Below are 13,368 nucleotides of genomic sequence, written 5' to 3'. Positions count from 1 at the left end.
GCTTTTATGTTATGTAACCGGTATTTCCTGCCCGGCGAACACCACTGCCTGCACATCGTCAGCAGAGATGTGACCGAGGCCATTATTAAATGGTGCAAATTCCATTCGGGTCTTTTCTCCATTCTCATCCTCAATACCTGCCGATTGGCATCCGATTCGTTCCCCTGATTTCAGCAGCAGATATGTATTGCTCTGATCCCAGCCGAACAGCGCTTCATTTGCGCCGCTCCACTCAGCCGATATATCAAGCGCGGAAAATTGCAGGCAGTCCAAGGTCACCGTACCAGCATCCGTCTGAATGGATTTACCGACCAGCAATGTCTCCCCATCATCGTTGCGATCCACTGGGAAAGTAAACTCCCAGCATCCGTCCAACTCTTGCAGTTCGCCATCCGCCTCATACCAAAAGCCGTTAAACAAAGCAGACGCCTCGCCTGTCAGCGCAAAATCCGTTGCGCTCAGCCGAATCAGGAACTCCAACGGAGCATCCTCCTGCCCGTTAACGCTAAGGAAACTTATATTGCTGCCATGTGATAGCTGCGTTTTCTGGTCGGGTATGGTAAACTCCCAGTCACAAAAACCCGCATCGGCATACTGCGTTCCCGAACGGTTCGTCCAGTTATCCACCCGCATCGTCTTTTCTGTTTCACTGGCTACCGTCCCCTTAAGGTAGACATACCATGTGTCCCCGTATATTTCATCCAGCGTAACTGTAAGGCCTGCGTCCGACTGACTGAGCCCCAGCGCGGTTCCCGTATGCGTATCCTCCCAACTTGCCATGGTATTCCGGATGTTATCCCGTACAGCCTGTACTGCAAATGCCCCGGAAAACGTCAGCGCCGCCGCAACTGCAACCGCTACCATCCCTCTCATTCTGCGCCGCGGCTTATGGCACCGTTCTACGCGCATGCGCACCGCCTTCTGTTGACGGTTGTCAAATGTTACGTTTTGCAAGGCGGAATTGCATTCTTCTCTAAATATTTTCCTCATAATACCACTCCTTCAGCATGGGTTTAAGCTGTTCCCTGGCCCGTTTGAGCCGGCTAACTACGGTGTTCGTCCGCACATGCAGAAGCTGTGCGATCTCACGCGCCTTGTAGCCCTCATAATAGTGCAGCAGGACGACTGCTCGGTATTTGGGTGCGAGCGACAGCACCGCACGAATCAGCGTGTCATCCGCCCCGTCAGACGCATCGGCCAGCAGGGCGGCAAGCGCTTCGCCGTCCGCGCGGCGCTTGTGCCATGGCGACAGGAGATAGCTTTTGCACACATTGATCGCAATGCGCGTCAGCCACGTTTTTTCACCGCTCTCGCCGCGAAAGCCGCCTGACCGCCACGCGCGGAAAAAAGTGTCCTGCACTGCATCCTCAGCCAGCGTGCGGTCGCCAAGGTACAGGGTACACAGGCGCAACAGGTCGGTGCCATAAGCCACCATAGCATGGTCAAGGTCGAATGCCTCCCTCATAGAGGGCGGGGCTGTGATTTCCCTCATCGTTCCCTCCTCCTTTCTGCCTATTAGACCCCTGCAGTGAAAAAAATATTGCATGCATTTTCTCCTGCTTCTTTCCAAAGTGTAAAAATCTTTTTTTCCGCCACAGGATATGATATACTGAACCTGTTACAATGTAGCATACCCACCCTCTGCTGACAAGGATGTGTAAATGATGGAAAACTTTACGTTATCCAACGGTGTGTCTATTCCCGCCGTTGGATATGGCACTTATCTTGCGGACTGCGACAGCGCCGCAGTCGTCGAAAATGCTCTGCGCGCGGGCTACCGCCATTTTGACACCGCTTCTTTTTATGGCAACGAGGCCGAGCTGGGGCGCGCCCTCCAACAATGCGGCGCGGCGCGCGGCATGCTTTTTCTAACCTCCAAGCTGTGGAAGACCGAGCTGGGCTACCGGCAGGCGCTCGACGCATTCGAGCGTTCTCTGGAAAAGCTCGGCACAGACTACCTCGACCTATACCTGATCCACTGGCCGCGTCCGGACGACCTCTCCGCGGAGTGGGCCGAGCTTGACCGCGGCACCTGGCGCGCCCTGGAGGAGTTATACCATGCGGGCCGCGTTCGCGCGATCGGCGTGAGCAACTTCCTGCCCCACCACCTGCGCAGCCTGATGGAAACCGCGGAGGTCGCGCCCATGGTCAATCAGATCGAATTCCATCCGGGCTACCCGCAGACCTGGAACGTCGAATTCTGCAAGGCGCACGGCATTCTGCCGGAGGCGTGGAGTCCGCTCGGCCGCACGCGCGTGCTGGACGATCCGTTCCTGCGCGAGCTGGCGGCCGGATACGGGAAGTCCGTCGCGCAGCTCTGCCTCCGCTTTGCCCTACAGCGCGGCGTGCTGCCGCTGCCCAAGTCCTCCGCGCCGGAACGTATGGCGGCCAATCTCGACATTTTCGATTTTACGATATCGGACGCGGATATGGATCGCATCCTCACCCTGCCGCAGTTCGGCTGGTCCGGCCTGCATCCGGACTTTCCCAAGCAGCAGCCCTGAACGGGCGCAGCCGGCCGCGCAAGCGGCCGGCTGGCATTTTTGCTTGACAAGCCGCGCGGAATGCGGTATACTGACCCCGTTAATAAATGATTTGAGGTGGAAGGATGAAATAAGCTCTTCTTGCAGGATTCATTGGGCTGGCAGACCGCTTTGGTTTGCCGCACCCGCTTGCAGGAGCGCTTATTTTGTCTTTGCCGCCTTTTTCTGCGCCTTTTTGCGCGTGGGAAGCGGTCTGCGTCGTCCTGCACCGTTTTTCATGCGTAGGAGGTGCATTTTTATGTCTGTCATCGAAATTTCCAATCTGACCTTTGCCTATGAGGGCAGCTATGACGCTATCTTTGAGAACGTTTCCCTCCGGCTGGACACCGACTGGCGGCTCGGTCTGGTCGGCCGCAACGGGCGCGGCAAAACGACGCTGCTGCGGCTGCTCCAAGGCGCGCTGCCCTGCGGCGGCGCGGTCCGCTCCACCGTGCCGTGCGACTATTTCCCTTTTCCCATCCCCGACCCGTGCAAGGACGCAATCGGTGTGGTCGAGGACGTGCAGCCGGACTACGAATACTGGCGGCTCGCGCGCGAGCTGTACCGGCTGGCGCTTTCGGACGAGATCCTGTACCGGCCGTTCCGCTCGCTGTCCGGCGGCGAGCAGATGCGGTTGTTGCTCGCGTTGCTGTTTGCGCGCGAAAACCGCTTCCTGCTGATCGACGAGCCGACCAACCATCTGGACACGGAAGCCCGCGCGCTGGTGGCGGATTACCTGAAAAGCAAGCGCGGCTTCCTGCTCGTCTCGCATGACCGCGCGTTTTTGGATGGCTGTGTCGATCACATCCTTTCGATCAATAAATCGGATATTTCGCTGCAAAAAGGCAATTTTTCGTCCTGGTTCTCCAATAAAGAACAAATAGACGCTTTTGAGCTGGCTGAAAACGAGCGCTTACGCGCGGATATCCGGCGGCTGGATGAAGCGGCCAAGCGCGCCGCCCGCTGGTCGGATCGGACCGAGTCCGAAAAGCACGCGCGCAACAGCGGCCTGCGTCCCGATCGGGGCTATATCGGCCACAAGGCAGCCAAGATGATGCAACGCGCCAAGTCGCTGGAAGCGCGGCGGCTGGATGCGGTGGAGCAAAAGGCGGGGCTGCTGCACAACGTCGAGCGCGTGGACGATTTAAAGCTCCACCCGCTCTCCTACCGCGCGCAGGCGCTTGCCGAGCTGACCGACGTGGCCGTGCAGTACGGCGGCGCGCCGGTCGTCGCGGACGTGCGCCTTGCGGTGACGCGCGGCGCGCGCATCGCACTCACCGGACGAAACGGCAGCGGCAAATCCAGCCTGCTCAAGCTGATCGCCGGTCAGGATATCCCGCACACCGGCACAGTGCGGCTGGGCAGCGGGCTGACCGTGTCCTATGTGCCGCAGGACGCGTCCTTCCTCTCCGGCAGCCTGACTGGCTATGCCGATGCCTGCAGCGTGGACCGCACGTTGTTCCTCTCCATCCTGCGCAAGCTGGACTTTGCCCGCGTGCAGTTTGAAAAGGATATGGCGGATTACAGCGCCGGGCAAAAGAAAAAGGTGCTGCTTGCCCGCAGTCTCTGCGAGCAGGCGCACCTGTATCTGTGGGACGAGCCGCTCAACTATATCGACGTATTTTCCCGCATGCAGATCGAGCAGCTCCTGCTCGCGTACCAGCCCACACTGCTGTTCGTCGAGCACGACCGCGCATTCTGCGAAAAGATCGCCACCGAAACCGTGCGGCTGTGACCGTTTACCTCTCCAGCCGCCCCCCGCAGCGGGGGCAGTGTTCCTCCCCGCCGTTCAGGGGCTTCCCGCAGTGCGGGCATCTCATCCATAGGCACGCGATGCCGACTTCGGCCAGCAGATAGCTGCCGATCAGCACGGCCAGCGCCGGCCGCTCCCAGGCAGCATAAGGGCTGCACGCCAGCGCGAGAAACACCGACACGGAAAGCGCCCAGCGCAGGCGTGCCGCCCACACATGGCCGCGTGCCAGCTTTGCCGATGCGGGCGACGCATGGTCCCGCCGGATGCGGCCGCAGTCCTCGAGCGAGGAGCCGCAATGCGTGCAGTATCGCGCGCCGAACTTCAGCCCCTTGCCGCAGTACGGGCAGCGGTAGCCGGCGAGCAGCACCGCCGTACCCGCGACCGCCAGCAGAAGGGCGCCCCCGATCGTCCACGGCGTTTCCCATGCGGGCCAGTCGTGCCGAACCGCGGTATACAGAAGCACCGCCAACGCCGCCGCGAGCAGGCTAACTCCTGCGATTTCTGCCTTTTTGAAGCTCATGCCGTTCCCCTCCCCTGTTTTCGCTTCCAGTATAGCACCCCTGTGTTAAATCCGCAGTGCGGTGCGCATAAAATTCCGGCAAAGCGCCGCGCCGGCCTGCGCCTTGCCATTTGCGTCCCGCCGTGGTATGATAGTTAGAGAATGTATAGAAAAGGTGTTTTGATGGAATATATCACCCACTCCCCCGAGGAGACCGAAGCCCTCGGCGCGGAATATGCGCGGTCGCTGCGCCTAGGCGACGTGGTCGCGTTTTCCGGCGACTTGGGCGCGGGAAAGACCGCGTTCACGCGCGGCGTGCTGCGCGGTCTGGGATACAAGGGCCGTGTGACCAGCCCGACCTTTGCGATCGCCAACGAATATGACACGCCCGCCGGGCGTGTGGCGCATTTCGACCTGTACCGCATCCTAGACAGCGAGGCGCTGATCGAGATCGGCTTTGACGAATATTTGGGCGGGGATCGCATTGTGCTGATCGAATGGAGCGAAAACGCGGCCGATATTTTGCCGGATTCCTATAAAACCGTGCATATTTCGTACGGAAATGCTGAAAACGACCGAGCGGTCACGATTGGGGAGGTATCCGCTTGAAGATACTTGCATTCGAATCCTCAGCGGTCAGCGCGTCCGTCGCGCTCATTGAGGATGAGCGGCTGGTCGCACAGTCTTTCCAAAATTGCGGCCTGACGCACTCGCGCACGCTGCTGCCCATGGCGGAGGACCTGCTCGCCAACTGCGGTGTATCCTTGGACGAGATCGACGCCATCGCGGTTGCACACGGCCCCGGCTCGTTCACCGGCGTACGCATTGGCGTGGCGACGGTCAAAGGGCTTGCGCTCGGCGCGGGCAAGCCCTGCGTCGGCGTATCCACGCTGGAAGCGATGGCCTGGGGCGCGCGGGTGCTGGGTGGCCCGCTCTGCTGCGTGATGGATGCCCGCGCCGGACAGGTATACAACGCCCTGTTCACGGTCGAAAACGGCGCGCCGCGCCGTCTGTGCAGCGACCGTGCGCTGCGGCTGGCCGATCTGGGCGAAGAAATCGGCGGAGCGCCGTATTTTCTGGTTGGAGACGGGGCCGATCTATGTTATAATACCCTTAAGGAACGATGTCCCGGCCTGCGTCTTGCGCCGCCCGAATTGCGGTACCCCACAGGCTTCGGCGTGGCGGCCGCCGCCCTGCCCCTTTTGAAAGCAGGCCAGACCTGCCCGCCGCAGGCGCTTGATGTCTTTTACCTGCGCCGCCCGCAGGCCGAACGGGAGCGTCTCAAACGGCTTTCCGGGCAACAATGAATTTCAGAATAAAGGAGACAACGATTATGGCAACCGTTCACGAAATGGATCATCCGCTGATCAAGCATAAGCTCAGCCTGATGCGGGACAAGACCACCGGCGTTAAGGAGTTCCGCGAGGCGGCCCGTGAGATCGCGATGCTGATGTGCTATGAGGCCACCCGCGACCTGCCGCTCAAGGAAATCACAATCGAAACGCCGGTTTCCGAGGCGCGCGTACAGGTGATCTCCGGCAAGAAGATCGCGCTGGTCCCCATCCTGCGTGCCGGCCTCGGCATGGTGGAGGGTATGCTGGAGATGATTCCGGCTGCCAAGGTCGGACACATCGGCCTGTACCGTAATCCGGAGACGCTGCAGCCGATCGAGTACTACTGCAAGCTCCCGAACGATATCGAGGAGCGCGACGTACTCCTGCTCGACCCCATGCTCGCCACTGGCGGCTCCGCGGTCGCCGCGATCGACGGGCTCAAGCGCCGCGGCGTTAAGCACATCAAGCTGATGAACCTGATCGCCGCGCCGGAAGGCGTCGAAACTGTTCAGAAGGCGCATCCGGACGTCGAGATCTTTGTTGCCGCCATCGACGACAAGCTCAACGACCACGGCTATATCGTACCCGGCCTGGGGGACGCGGGCGACCGGATCTTCGGCACCAAGTAAAAAAAACAAAAAGATGGTGCGGCTAACGCCGCACCATTTTCATGGGAGCTTTTCAAATGGAAGAAATTCAGCATTATGAGATCGAGTCCGACCGCCTGCGCTTCCGGCGGCTGCGCGCGGATGATTTTGGCCTTGTCGCCCCGATCCTGCAGGATGTGCAGACCATGTATGCTTGGGAGCATGCGTTTTCCTATGAGGAGGTCTGCGACTGGATCGCCGACATGCTGCACCGTTACCGAGAGGACGGCTGCGGTTATTTTGCTGCGCTAAGCCGGCAGACCGGCGCGCTTGTCGCGCTTGCCGGCCCTCTGGTCGAGCAGCTCCAAGAGCGGGCTGAGATCGGGATCGGCTATATCGTCCGGCGCGAGCTGTGGGGGCAGGGCTACGGCGTGGAATGCGCCCGTGCCTGCATCCGCTATGCGTTCGGCGTGCTCGGCGCGGTGCGTGTGGTCGCGACCATCCGCCCCAACAACCTGCCCTCTCTGCGTGTCGCCGCCCAATGCGGGATGCAGGCCGTCGAGCAGATCAGCAAGCATTACCGCGGCAAGGACATGCCGCATATCGTCTGTGCGCTCGACCAGCCGCTGACGCAGGGACAAGCAACGGCTGAGGACAGCGCCGATGCCTGAAAGTCAAACCAAAACCCGCCTTTTCAGGCGGGTTTTCTTCATTAACGGTATTGCTCCGCCCAGACCGGCGCTTGCTCTGCAAGCGACCGGGGGACATCCAGCACGCGCTGGTTTTCGCTGCCGCGGAACCGCAGCTCGATATTGCGTTCAGCCTCGATAAACCGCCCGTCTACCAGCAGGTCAAGCTGGGAAAGCAGCTTTTTCACAGAGGGATCGGGCAGCCCCAGAAGCTCTTCGAACGTATAGCCGGAATACGCCATCAGGTGCTTCCCCTTCTTCTTCAGCTCAACCGCCAGCCGGTACAGTGGCTCGGGCTGACAAAACGGTTCGCCTCCGGAAAAGGTCACGCCCTTTACCAGCGGGTTTTTGCACATATCGCGCAGCAGGGCTTCTAGCTCCATATCCCTGCCGCCCGCAAAATCGTGCGTCTGCGGATTGTGGCAGCCCGGGCAGTGATGTGGGCAACCCTGCGTGAACAGAGTATAGCGGAAGCCGGGGCCGTCGACAATCGACTCCCCGACCGTACCCGCAATGCGTATGGACCCTTCCATTACGCCGTATGCTCCTCTTCCAGCGAGCAGCACGCTACTGTGTGCTTTACGCGGTCATGCTCCTCCGCGCGCTTGGCGTTATTGAACCGATCGAGCGTGCCGACCAGATAGCCCGTGATGCGGCGGATACGCTCAAAGCCGACACCCTCGCCGATCAACTGCTCCTGCATTACCTTTTCTTCCATAATCGTACGCTTCCTTTCTCAATCCTTGACGATTTTCAATGTATTGGGCTGACGGTCGGCTTCCTCCGCAGGATCGCCGTGGTAGCCGAGCGTCATACTGTTCAAATTCTTGTAAAGGCCGAGCTTCTGCAGCTTGGAAAGCGGCACGCCCTCGCCCTCATGCCGGCCGCAACGCGGGCAGGTTTCACCGATGATGCCGGTATAGCCGCACACAGGGTCGCGGTCGATCGGATGGTTGATGGCGCCATAGCCGATACCCGCCTCTTTCATCGCGCGGACTACCGCCTCAAACGCCTCCAAATTCTGCGTCGGGTCGCCGTCCAGCTCGATATAGCTGATGTGGCCGCCATTGGTCAGTTCGTGGTAGGGCGCCTCTCGCACAATCTTTTCAAACGCCGAGATCGGATAATATACCGGTACATGGAACGAATTCGTATAGTAATCCCGATCGGTCACGCCCTCGATCTTTCCGTACTTCTGGCGGTCGATCTTGACGAAGCGGCCGGACAGCCCCTCTGCCGGCGTCGCAATCAGGGAGAAGTTCAGGCCGTATTTTTCGCCCGCCTTATCCACCCGCTCGCGCATGTGGCTGACGATCTCCAGACCCAGGTTCTGCGCTTCGTCGCTTTCCCCGTGATGCTTGCCGATCAGTGCCTTGAGCGTTTCCGCCAAGCCGATGAAGCCAAGCGTCAGGGTACCGTGCTTGAGCACCTCGCCCACCGTATCATCCGGTCCGAGCTTATCTGAGTCGATCCATACGCCCTCGCCCATGAGGAACGGATAATTGCGCACCTTTTTCGCCGCCTGTATCCGGAAGCGGGCCAGCAGCTGATCGAATACCAGATCGATCTTCCGGTCGAGATCCTCAAAGAACCAGTCGATATCGCCGTGGCTGCGGATCGCGATACGCGGCAGGTTGATCGACGTGAACGACAGGTTGCCGCGGCCGGTGACAATCTCGCGCGTGGGGTCATACCGGTTGGCGATCACGCGGGTACGGCAGCCCATGTAAGCGCATTCGGTTTCCGGATGGCCGGGCTTGTAATATTTGCGGTTGAACGGTGCGTCCAGGAACGAGAAGTTCGGGAACATTCGCTTGGCCGACACGCGGCAGGCCAACTTGAACAGGTCGTAGTTTGGGTCGGTTTCGTTGTAATTGATCCCTTCCTTGACCTTGAAGATATGGATCGGGAAGATCGGCGTTTCGCCGTTGCCCAGTCCCGCCTCGGTCGCCAGCAGAAGCTGCTCTGTCGCCAGACGCCCCTCGGGCGAGGTATCCGTGCCGTAATTGAGCGAGGAAAACGGGATCTGCGCGCCCGCGCGGGAATGCATGGTATTGAGGTTATGTACCAACGCCTCCATGGCCTGATAGGTGGCCTTACGGGTTTCCTTATCTGCGTATTTGCGGGCGAAGCGCACGCATTTGGCCGCCGCCTCCGTGCCAAGGTTCTCCCCCAGCGCGGCGGTCAGGGCCTCGTCATAGCCGTTCCTCCCCGCCAGACAGGCCCATTTGCCGGTCTGGCGTTCGAGCCGTTCGGTCAGCGCCGCGGCATCCACCTCATTGTTCTCATCTGCGCCATATACTTCCAGCGCTTTCGCCAGATTGTCGCGGAACAGCTTGCGGAAGGTCTTCTTCACCCCCGGCGCCATCGAGTAGTCGAAGTTGGGAACGGACTGTCCGCCATGCTGGTCATTCTGGTTGGACTGAATGGCGATACAGGCCAGCGCGGAATATGAACGGATATCGTTCGGCTCGCGCAAGAATCCATGCCCCGTCGAAAAACCGCCGGAGAACAACTGCAATAGGTCGATCTGGCAACAGGTTGTTGTCAGCGTCAGAAAATCCAGGTCGTGAATATGGATATCGCCTTCGCGGTGCGCCTTGGCATGCGCAGGGTCGAGAATAAACATCTCATAGAACTGTTTGGCGCCCTCTGAACCATACTTGAGCATAGTACCCATCGCGGTATCGCCGTCGATGTTGGCGTTTTCGCGCTTGACATCGTTTTCGAGCGAGGATTGGAAAGTCAGATCCTCGTACACTTTCATCAGTTTGGTGTTCATCTCGCGCACGCGTGTGCGCTCATTCCGGTAGAGGATATACTTTTTTGCCGTGCGGGCATGTCCGTTTTTAATCAGCACCTTCTCTACCGTATCTTGTATCTGCTCAACGGTAGGGATCTCGTCTCCAGCAGCGGCTTCCAGCGCTTTTTCCACCTGTCCGGCCAGATCGCGCGCCATTTCGTAGTCCTGGCCGCCCGACGCCTGCGCCGCGCCGAAGATCGCGCTTGCAATCTTATCAATTTCAAAGGGCGCACGGCGGCCGTCCCTTTTGATGATCTGCTGGATCATATTCGCTGTCCCTTTCCTTTTCGCCGCCGTTTGCGGCGCTCACTAAATTTCGTAGTGTTTTTCATTTTTCTGCACCATATATTGTGCCTGTATTTGATATTTTACCCCTATCCCTATACAATGTCAAGCCCATTTCGGCTTTTTGGCAGAATCACAAGAAATCCGCATTTTTTCTTGTTGCATTTTCTAATCTTTTCTTTTTCCCCCTGTGGACCATGTGAATAATCCCCTGTGGACAGCCTGCCTCCTGTGGATAAAGCTGTGTCCGCAGTGTGGAAAGCTACCGGAAGACGCAAAAACGCCCGCACCATATATCACACAATATATAGTGCAGGCGCTCTGTTCGGTTTAATCCGCCAAACCGATCGCGTTGGATACCGGAAGCGACAGGACAATGCCGTGGCTTTTGGTTTTCATGCCGACCGCTTTCATAATAGCGGTCATGATCTCCTGCTTCTCCTCGCTCTTGACCACGAGGAAAACAATCTCCTTTTCCGCCTGTATCTCGATGCCGAAAAACTGCTTAACCTCATCCTCCGCGATACCGCGGGCGGAGATCACCGTACCGCCGCGGGCGCCCGCTTTCCGCGCGACATCCATGACCAGATTGGTATACCCCTGCTCCATGACGACCGCGACCACGTCAAAGCCGTCCTTCTTTTCCGCTCTGTCCATATCCAACACCTCCGTTTGTTCTGCCTGTGTCAGCAGCTTGTGCCAACGCACACCGATTCCTGTGACCGGCACCGAAAAGGCGATGCCGCGGCCTGGGTAACGCATTTTCAGCTCATAGCCGAGCCGTTCCAGCAGATGCTGCGCCAGTTGATGCCCAGCAAGACACATCACGATCGCTTTCGATGTTTCGCCCAGGCCGAGCAGGTCAAGCATTTCCGTGCGCGCAGTCCCCCGCGCCATGCACTCAAAGCTGACCAGCGCGCGATTTTCCCGATAAACACGCAACACGCTCTCAGCCTGCGCCGTATCGACCACCGCTACAACAAGCTCGACTGCGCTGTGTACCGTCATCTGAGGCTGATACTCACTCATGCGGCGTGTCCTCCTGTAATACGATGATTTCATCCTCATCCTCTGCGGCGGGCAGTTCCTCCTCCGCTTCGGTAAGGCGTTGCTTCTTCCTATATAGAATACCAAGAATTTGTATCGTAAGCAAGGGGGTCATTGCAACCATCGCCACAATTCCAAACGCATCGGTCAATACATTGCCACCCATCGCCTCACAGGCGCCCATTGCAAACGGCAGCAGAAAGGTCGTCGTCATCGGTCCGGAGGCCACGCCGCCGGAGTCGAACGCGATACCGGTGAATATTTTGGGTACCAGAAAGGTCAGCCCCAGTGCGACCGTATAACCCGGCACCAAAATCCAGTAAATCGACAGCCCTGTCAGCACACGCAGCATGGACATGCCTACCGAGCACGCCACGCCGATGGAAAGGCTCAGCATCATAGCGCGCTGGGATACCGCGCCGTTTGTAATCATCTCTACCTGTTTGTTCAGAACATGTACTGCGGGTTCGGCCGTGACTAGAAAATAGCCGATCAGCATGCCAAGCGGCACCAGCAGCCAACTATGTCCCCCGCCGGCGAGCTGTTGTCCCAGGAAATGGCCGGCCGGCATAAAACCGACGTTTACACCAGTCAGAAACAGTGCCAGCCCAACAAAAGTATAAATAAAGCCGACGCCGATTTTCTGTAGCTGCAGCCGGCGGAAACGCCGGAAAACAAGCTGGAATATCGCGCAGAAAATGATAATCGGGAAAAGCGCGGAGCATACCTCTTTAATATACTCCGGCAGATCGTGCAGGAATACCAGCGCTACCTGCTGCGTGTCCTGCACCTCCGGCACTGTGACCGGCGTATAGCTGGGATCGCCGCCGCGATAGAAAATCCCCAGTAGTAGCACGGCCAGAATCGGCCCAATGCTGCACAGCGCAACCAAACCGAAGCTGTCGTCCTGCGCGTCACGGTCACCACGGATGGAGGCCAGGCCGATGCCGAGCGCCATGATGAACGGAACCGTAATCGGGCCGGTCGTCACGCCGCCCGAATCGAACGCCACCGAAACGAATTCGTTGGGGACAAAAATAGAAAGCACGAAAACGCCGATGTAAAACATAATCAACAGATTCGCCAGTCGGATCTTGAACAGGGTACGCAGCATGGCAATCACGAAGAACAGGCCGACGCCAGCCGCTACTGTCCAGATCAGCATGGCATTAGGGATGGATGGTACCTGCTCCGCCAAAACCTGCAGGTCCGGCTCTGCAATCGTGATCAAAATACCAATCAGCAGCGTAATACCGATAACAATCGCCAGATTTTTCGTTTTCGGCAGCTGCGCGCCGATACCTTCGCCCATAGGCGTCATAGAGACATCCGTACCGAGCGAAAAAAAGGCCATTCCAATAATCAAAAGCACCGCACCTGTCAAAAAGAGAGTCAACGTTCCGACAGGCATAGGCGCCACTGTAACGCTAAGCAGTAAAACGATCACTGTAATTGGGAGTACCGAAGACAGCGACTCCATCAATTTTTCTTTCAGGATTTTGTTCATTCACATTCCTCCAGCACCATCTTAATACAATCTTAATATTATCATACCAGAAAAATGCGTTCTGTACCAGCGGTCAGAGCCAATCTTAACAAAAACAAAACGCCAACCCTTAACGGATTGGCGTTTTTATGTGCGCGTTGAGTTATCTTCCCGGGCCGTCGCCAGCCAAGTATTGTCACCGTAAACGAGCTTAACTACTGTGTTCGGAATGGGAACAGGTGTACCCTCGTCACCATTAACACGCACTGTTCAAGATTACACCTTGAAAACTGAACAATAACTATGGCAAACAAAGAGTAAAATCTGAGATTGCCTCTAATATGAGGTCAAGCCCTCGGCCTA

At 58.1% G+C, this 13,368-nt stretch carries 13 protein-coding genes, 1 rRNA gene and 1 pseudogene; 6 read left to right on the top strand and 9 right to left on the bottom strand.

Annotated features, from left to right (window positions below; translation table 11 throughout):
- Positions 1–9: 9 nt before the first annotated feature.
- Complete coding sequence (locus OCV66_RS11555) at positions 10–864, bottom strand: hypothetical protein (protein ID WP_262564533.1); 855 nt, start codon at positions 862–864, stop codon at positions 10–12.
- A 109-nt stretch (positions 865–973) separates the two neighbouring features.
- Positions 974–1,492, bottom strand: coding sequence for a sigma-70 family RNA polymerase sigma factor (locus OCV66_RS11550; protein ID WP_242977945.1), 519 nt, complete (start codon positions 1,490–1,492; stop codon positions 974–976).
- Positions 1,493–1,661: 169 nt separating this feature from the next.
- Between OCV66_RS11550 and OCV66_RS11545 the strand changes: the two genes are divergently transcribed.
- Both OCV66_RS11545 and abc-f read left to right on the top strand, forming a co-directional pair.
- Positions 1,662–2,504, top strand: coding sequence for an aldo/keto reductase (locus tag OCV66_RS11545; RefSeq protein WP_307718894.1), 843 nt, complete (start codon positions 1,662–1,664; stop codon positions 2,502–2,504).
- Positions 2,505–2,781: 277 nt separating this feature from the next.
- The gene (abc-f, locus tag OCV66_RS11540; protein ID WP_147574310.1) at positions 2,782–4,257 is read left to right on the top strand and encodes a ribosomal protection-like ABC-F family protein; all 1,476 of its coding nucleotides are present in this window, start codon (positions 2,782–2,784) and stop codon (positions 4,255–4,257) included.
- A gap of 4 nt (positions 4,258–4,261) precedes the next feature.
- Here abc-f and OCV66_RS11535 read toward each other — a convergent pair whose 3' ends face one another.
- Positions 4,262–4,795 carry a zinc ribbon domain-containing protein gene (locus tag OCV66_RS11535; RefSeq protein WP_054327065.1) on the bottom strand — a complete coding sequence of 178 codons (534 nt, stop codon included), beginning with the start codon at positions 4,793–4,795 and terminating at the stop codon, positions 4,262–4,264.
- 162 nt (positions 4,796–4,957) lie between these two features.
- Between OCV66_RS11535 and tsaE the strand changes: the two genes are divergently transcribed.
- Genes tsaE through OCV66_RS11515 form a run of 4 tightly spaced genes read left to right on the top strand, consistent with a single transcriptional unit; the run spans position 4,958 to position 7,366 of the window.
- Positions 4,958–5,383, top strand: coding sequence for a tRNA (adenosine(37)-N6)-threonylcarbamoyltransferase complex ATPase subunit type 1 TsaE (gene tsaE / locus OCV66_RS11530; protein WP_054327064.1), 426 nt, complete (start codon positions 4,958–4,960; stop codon positions 5,381–5,383).
- Complete coding sequence (tsaB, locus tag OCV66_RS11525) at positions 5,380–6,081, top strand: tRNA (adenosine(37)-N6)-threonylcarbamoyltransferase complex dimerization subunit type 1 TsaB (RefSeq protein WP_054327063.1); 702 nt, start codon at positions 5,380–5,382, stop codon at positions 6,079–6,081. Before tsaE ends, tsaB begins: the two co-directional genes overlap by 4 nt.
- A 26-nt stretch (positions 6,082–6,107) precedes the next feature.
- Positions 6,108–6,737: a uracil phosphoribosyltransferase gene (gene upp, locus OCV66_RS11520; RefSeq protein ID WP_147574309.1), complete on the top strand. Its 630-nt coding sequence runs from the start codon at positions 6,108–6,110 to the stop codon at positions 6,735–6,737.
- A gap of 56 nt (positions 6,738–6,793) precedes the next feature.
- A complete protein-coding gene (locus OCV66_RS11515) occupies positions 6,794–7,366 on the top strand; it encodes a GNAT family N-acetyltransferase (RefSeq protein WP_054327062.1) in 573 nt (190 codons plus the stop codon).
- Between the two features lie 41 nt (positions 7,367–7,407).
- On the opposite strand, the gene nrdG is transcribed toward OCV66_RS11515, so the two are convergent.
- From nrdG to rrf, 6 genes and pseudogenes are all read right to left on the bottom strand, one after another.
- Positions 7,408–7,917 carry an anaerobic ribonucleoside-triphosphate reductase activating protein gene (nrdG, locus tag OCV66_RS11510; RefSeq protein ID WP_054327061.1) on the bottom strand — a complete coding sequence of 170 codons (510 nt, stop codon included), beginning with the start codon at positions 7,915–7,917 and terminating at the stop codon, positions 7,408–7,410.
- A pseudogene (gene nrdD, locus OCV66_RS11505) lies at positions 7,917–8,060 on the bottom strand (anaerobic ribonucleoside-triphosphate reductase); the annotation flags it as partial. The pseudogene nrdD and the gene nrdG, both read right to left, overlap by 1 nt.
- Positions 8,061–8,120: 60 nt before the next feature.
- Positions 8,121–10,454 (bottom strand): anaerobic ribonucleoside triphosphate reductase, encoded by a 2,334-nt coding sequence (locus tag OCV66_RS11500; protein ID WP_054327059.1) that lies wholly within the window; start codon positions 10,452–10,454, stop codon positions 8,121–8,123.
- Between the two features lie 348 nt (positions 10,455–10,802).
- Positions 10,803–11,501: a P-II family nitrogen regulator gene (locus OCV66_RS11495; RefSeq protein ID WP_147574308.1), complete on the bottom strand. Its 699-nt coding sequence runs from the start codon at positions 11,499–11,501 to the stop codon at positions 10,803–10,805.
- Entirely contained in the window at positions 11,494–13,026 is a 1,533-nt protein-coding gene (locus OCV66_RS11490; RefSeq protein WP_107631858.1) for a DUF1538 domain-containing protein, read from the bottom strand. The genes OCV66_RS11495 and OCV66_RS11490 overlap by 8 nt, the downstream gene beginning before the upstream one ends.
- 129 nt (positions 13,027–13,155) lie before the next feature.
- Positions 13,156–13,272, bottom strand: a 5S ribosomal RNA gene (rrf, locus tag OCV66_RS11485).
- Positions 13,273–13,368: the final 96 nt, after the last annotated feature.

Source organism: Agathobaculum ammoniilyticum, from assembly GCF_025567315.1.
Taxonomy (GTDB): Bacteria; Bacillota; Clostridia; order Oscillospirales; family Butyricicoccaceae; genus Agathobaculum; species Agathobaculum ammoniilyticum.
The sequence above is the reverse complement of the archived record's forward strand: the minus strand, read 5'-3'. Positions and strand labels throughout refer to the sequence as shown.